Origin of the sequence: Streptomyces sp. NPDC048275 (genome assembly GCF_040652275.1) — a bacterium.
Lineage (GTDB): Bacteria > Actinomycetota > Actinomycetes > Streptomycetales > Streptomycetaceae > Streptomyces.
The window spans coordinates 1-4,321 of the sequence record NZ_JBEZLR010000212.1 but is presented as its reverse complement, the minus strand read 5'-3'; the positions used below and the strand labels follow the sequence as shown (position 1 = coordinate 4,321).

Genomic DNA, 4,321 nt, shown 5'->3' with positions numbered 1-4,321 from the left:
GGCCTGCCCGGCCTCCGCAGCCGCCCTCGCCTTCGCCATTGCTCCCCCTCACGGTTCCGGCCGGAATACCGCGGCACCCCCGAGCCCTCCGATGAAACCGTATGCGCGACCGCCGTACACCCGTGCCCCGATCGCGCGGCCGTCACTCCAACCGGCGCTCACGGGTACACGCGTTCGCGTTACCCCGGCTCTGTCGGGCAGCTGTACGGGCACTCCGCGCCAGGAACCGGATACGGCGACGCTCCGCGTCGCAGCGCCCGGATGTGATTCCTCCCCGGCGTGAACGCCGGGGCATCCTCGCGCAAAACGAGTGAACGGGTCGAATCCGGTCACCAGGATGCGCTTCACGTCCTTGGCCCGCGGATAGTGGATCGCCCGCTGCCCGCGCGAATTCTGCTCCAACTCATCGAGCAGTTCGGCGCGCTGGGCGTCCGTGAGGTCGAACTCCGGCTCCCACGCCCGTACGTCACGCGTCATGCCGAGTCGCGCCCAGTACAGCGGCCGGTCGTCGTCCCGGCTCAGGTCGCCGCCCGCCGGACCCCGGCCCTGCGCACGGTCGACGGCCCGCTGCTACAACCGCGAGCCCTGTCGTACGACGACACGCTCGGCCTGAGCGTACGAGTCCACCCGTGCGAGCGCCCGCGCGAACTCCGGCGCCACGGAGTCGAATCCGGAGCGCCGCAGGATCTCCTGGGGCGCGGCCTTGTCGAGCCGCTGCTCCTCGACGGTGAGGGTGACGGCGGCTGAGGCGGTGGGCGCTGCGGCGAGCCCCGCCACCAGGGCGAGGCCGAGCAAACCGATCCGAACGCGTATATGAGTCAAGGGAGTTCGAGCCTTCCGTCGCCGTGGGGAGCAGTCGGACGGCGGCAGTATCCCGTGACGGCTGGGGCGTACGCCATGGTGCGTGACTCAGGTGGCTCGCGTGCCGCTTATCCTCGCCGCCGAGTCTCGCAGCGCGACCGCCTCTTCAAACGTGGTCGCGGTGCCGGTCGTGGCAGAGGCTCAGGTTTCTCCGGTTTCTCCGAGCAGCGTCAGAAAGTCACGGAACGCGGCCGCCATGTCCACCGAGCCGGGATCCAGGAGCCACTGAAACTGGAGCCCGTCCATCACTGCCACGAGCAGCGGAGCGGCGCGCTCCGGAGTGAGCCCGCTCGGCAGTCGCTCCCCGTACTCGGCGCGCAGCGCCTGTGTCATGCTCGCGCGCACCGCGACGTATCGCCGGGTGAAGAACTCGCGCGCCGGATGCCCTTCCGTGACACTCTCGCCGAGCAGCGCCGAGAAGGTCTGCACGATGCCGGGCCGCATCGAGTTGTACTCGGCGAGCGAGCCCAGCAGATCGAGCCGCCACTGGCCCTCGGGGACGGAGTCCCACTGGTCGCGTTCCCTGAGGACGGCGACGAGCAGGGCGTCCTTGGTCGGGAAGTAGTGCAGCAGCCCCTGCTGGGTGAGGCCCACACGCTCGGCGACCGCGGCCATGCTCGCGCCCCGGTAGCCGCGCTCGGCGATCACCTCCAGGGCCGCGCGCACGATCTCCGCGCGCCGCTCCTCGCCCCTGGTCCTGGTCGCCATGACGTCACCGTACGGCATCCGATCACGCGATATGTAACGACAATATCACGGAACCTACCGCCCTACAGGGAAAAGGGTGCAGGATGGAGGCGCCCAACGGCTTTCGACGAGAGGTGGCCGCCATGGCGGAGACAGCACGGATGGGGCGGGACCGGGCCCGCGAGGCCGTCGTCGAGGCGGCTCTCGGCAAGCTCGACCTGGACGCGAAGGCGAGGCTGCTCGCCGGGCAGGACATGTGGTCGCTGCCCGCGCTCCCCGAGATCGGGCTGCGGTCGCTGGTCATGTCCGACGGCCCGATCGGCGTACGGGGCGTCCACTGGACCGCCGACGACACGTCCATCGCGCTCCCGTCCTCGACCGCGCTCGCCGCCACCTGGGACCCGGCCCTGGCCCACCGCGCCGGCACCCTCCTCGCCCAGGAGGCCCGCCGCAAGCACGTCCACGTGCTGCTCGCGCCCACGGTCAACCTGCACCGCTCCCCGCTCGGCGGCCGCCACTTCGAGGCCTACAGCGAGGACCCGTATCTGACCGGCGAGATCGGCGCCGGCTATGTACGGGGTGTGCAGTCCGGCGGTGTCGGCACCACCGTCAAGCACTTCGTCGCCAACGACGCCGAGACCGACCGCTTCACGGTGAACAACCTGGTCTCCGAACGAGCCCTGCGCGAGCTCTACCTGGCCCCCTTCGAGGCCATCGTGGAGAACGCCCACCCCTGGGGCATCATGACCGCCTACAACAGGGTCAACGGCACCACGATGACCGAGCACCGCCACCTCGTGAACGACATCCTGCGCGGCGAATGGGGCTTCGACGGTTTCAACGTCTCCGACTGGATGGCCGCCCGCTCCACGGTCGGTGCCATCGAGGGCGGCCTCGACGTCGCCATGCCCGGCCCCCAAACCGTGTACGGCGACGCGCTCGCCGCCGCCGTCCGAGGCGGCGAGGTCGAGGAGACGAAGGTCGACGAGGCCGTCCGCAACGTCCTGCGGCTCGCCGCCCGCGTCGGCATCCTTCAGGGCGCCGAACCGGTCGTCACCGAGCTGCCCGAGACCGTGGACGGCGAGGCCCTCGCCCGCGAGATCGCCCGCCGCGCCTTCGTCCTCGTACGCAACGAGAACAGCGCGTTGCCTCTGAAGCCGGGGACGGTGGCCTTGATCGGCGCCGCCGCCCGCGACGCCCGCGTCCTCGGCGGCGGCTCCGCCACCGTCTTCCCCTCCCGTATCGTCTCGCCCCTCGACGGCCTCGCCGCCGCCCTCCCCGAGGGCACCCTCACCTACGCCGTCGGCGCCGACCCGAACGAGGAACTCGCCGTCGCCGACAAGGGGTTCGAGCTGCGCGCCGTCTGCCGCGACGCCGACGGCACGGTCATCGGCACCGGCTCCGCGCCGAACGGTCAGATCCAGTGGTTCGGCAGCGACCTCCCCGAGGGCGTCACCCACGCCGCCCTGCGCACCGTCGAGCTGGCAGGCTCCTTCACCCCGCGAGAGAGCGGCGCGCACACATTCGGCATCAAGGGCCTCGGCGCGTTCACCCTCACCATCGGCGGCACGACCTACTTCGACGACGTCCAGCGCACCGACAAGAAGGATCCCTTCGAGGCGTTCTTGGGCGCCCCGGTGCCGCGCGCCCAGGCCGAACTGACCGCGGGCGAACCCGTCGACGTCTCCCTCACCTACGTCGTCACCGTCCCGGCGAACGCCCCGATCAAGATGATCGGCTTCACGCTCGCCCACCAGGAGCCGCAGCGCGACGGTGACGAGCTGATCGCCGAGGCGGTAGAGGCGGCCCGCGCCGCCGACACCGCCGTCGTCGTGGTCGCCACCACCGACCGCGTCGAGTCCGAGGGCTTCGACCGGCGGGACCTGCGCCTGCCGGGCCGCCAGGACGAGTTGGTGCGCGCCGTCGCCGCGGCCAACCCGAACACCGTCGTCGTCGTCAACTCCGGCTCCCCCGTGGAGCTGCCCTGGCGCGACGAGGTCGCCGCCGTACTGCTCAGCTGGTTCCCCGGTCAGGAAGGCGGCGCCGCCCTCGCCGACGTCCTCACCGGCGCCCACGAGCCCGGCGGCCGGCTGCCCACCACCTGGGGTTCCTTCGAGGACGCCCCGGTCACCCGGGTGACCCCCACCGACGGCGAACTCCCTTACGCAGAGGGGGCGTTCATCGGCTACCGAGCCTGGGAGCAGCAGGGCAGGACCCCCTCGTACGCCTTCGGGCACGGCCTCGGCTACACCGACTGGACGTACGAGTCGATCGAGATCACCGGTACGACGGCCACGGTCCGCGTCCGCAACTCCGGCACGCGCGCCGGGCGCGAGGTCGTCCAGGTCTACCTCGCGCCGACCGAGTCCGAGTCCGAGTCCGGCACCGAGCGCCCGGCCCGCCGGCTCGCCGCCTTCGCGGGCATCGAGGCCGGCCCGGGCGAGAGCGTCGAGGCTGTCCTCGACCTTCCGCGCCGCGCCTTCGAGATCTGGGACGAGGGCGTCGGCGGGTGGGTGTTTGTGAAGGGTTCGTACGAAATCCAGGCGAGTCGCTCGATCACCGACCACCGACTCGCTGCGAGGATTAACGTCTGAGCCGGGAGCCGGGACAGGCTCCCCGCCAAGCAGCCCCGGTCCGGACCCTGACATCCGGGCCGGGGCTCAGTTCTGCCCCCGGTCCTAGGGCCTGTCCGGCGGATCAGGTTGCAGGGAAGCACCGGCACCTCGTAGGTGCCGGTGAGCGGGGCTTGGTGCGTGCGGCTGCAAGGCGGAGG

At 71.4% G+C, this 4,321-nt stretch carries 2 protein-coding genes and 1 pseudogene; 1 reads left to right on the top strand and 2 read right to left on the bottom strand.

The window, feature by feature from the left end:
• Window positions 1–222: 222 nt before the first annotated feature.
• Both AB0D57_RS47235 and AB0D57_RS47230 read right to left on the bottom strand, forming a co-directional pair.
• Window positions 223–822: pseudogene (locus AB0D57_RS47235) on the bottom strand (hypothetical protein); the annotation flags it as partial.
• 180 nt (window positions 823–1,002) lie between these two features.
• Window positions 1,003–1,587 (bottom strand): TetR/AcrR family transcriptional regulator, encoded by a 585-nt coding sequence (locus AB0D57_RS47230; protein ID WP_362088693.1) that lies wholly within the window; start codon window positions 1,585–1,587, stop codon window positions 1,003–1,005.
• A 104-nt stretch (window positions 1,588–1,691) separates the two neighbouring features.
• Here AB0D57_RS47230 and AB0D57_RS47225 point away from each other — a divergent pair, with 104 nt between their 5' ends.
• On the top strand, window positions 1,692–4,142 hold the full coding sequence (locus tag AB0D57_RS47225) for a glycoside hydrolase family 3 C-terminal domain-containing protein (RefSeq protein ID WP_362088692.1): 2,451 nt from the start codon (window positions 1,692–1,694) through the stop codon (window positions 4,140–4,142).
• Window positions 4,143–4,321 lie beyond the last annotated feature (179 nt).

Bases quoted from the DNA above. Each gene is read 5' to 3' on its own strand.
- AB0D57_RS47230 (WP_362088693.1), bottom strand. From the start codon at position 1,587: ATGCCGTACGGTGACGTCATGGCGACCAGGACCAGGGGCGAGGAGCGG.
- AB0D57_RS47225 (WP_362088692.1), top strand. From the start codon at position 1,692: ATGGCGGAGACAGCACGGATGGGGCGGGACCGGGCCCGCGAGGCCGTC.